Origin of the sequence: Pseudoalteromonas sp. S1609, from assembly GCF_005887255.1 — a bacterium.
Taxonomy (GTDB): Bacteria; Pseudomonadota; Gammaproteobacteria; order Enterobacterales; family Alteromonadaceae; genus Pseudoalteromonas.
Map to the genome: position 1 here is coordinate 1 of NZ_PNDJ01000252.1, position 238 is coordinate 238.

Genomic DNA, 238 nt, shown 5'->3' on the forward strand with positions numbered 1-238 from the left:
TACGATAGCTTTGCATAGGAGAGGCAACAATACTGTTTTTTTCACCACTAAAAGCACTACAACCATGGCCTGGCTTGCCGTTGTATGCGAGGTGTAATTGCTCAATGAAAACAGCAACTTTGACGTTGATCAGCATTACGTCGGTGCGAAGGTCAATTTGTGAGTCGTCATCTTTTTTGTATACATACGGCACGAGTAATTTTTTAACATCTATAGCCATCTGAGTTTGTCACGCCTG

1 pseudogene is annotated in these 238 nt (G+C 42.0%); it reads right to left on the minus strand.

From position 1 onward, the window contains the following. A pseudogene (locus tag CWB76_RS19625) lies at positions 1–220 on the minus strand (nucleoid-associated protein YejK); the annotation flags it as partial. Positions 221–238: the final 18 nt, after the last annotated feature.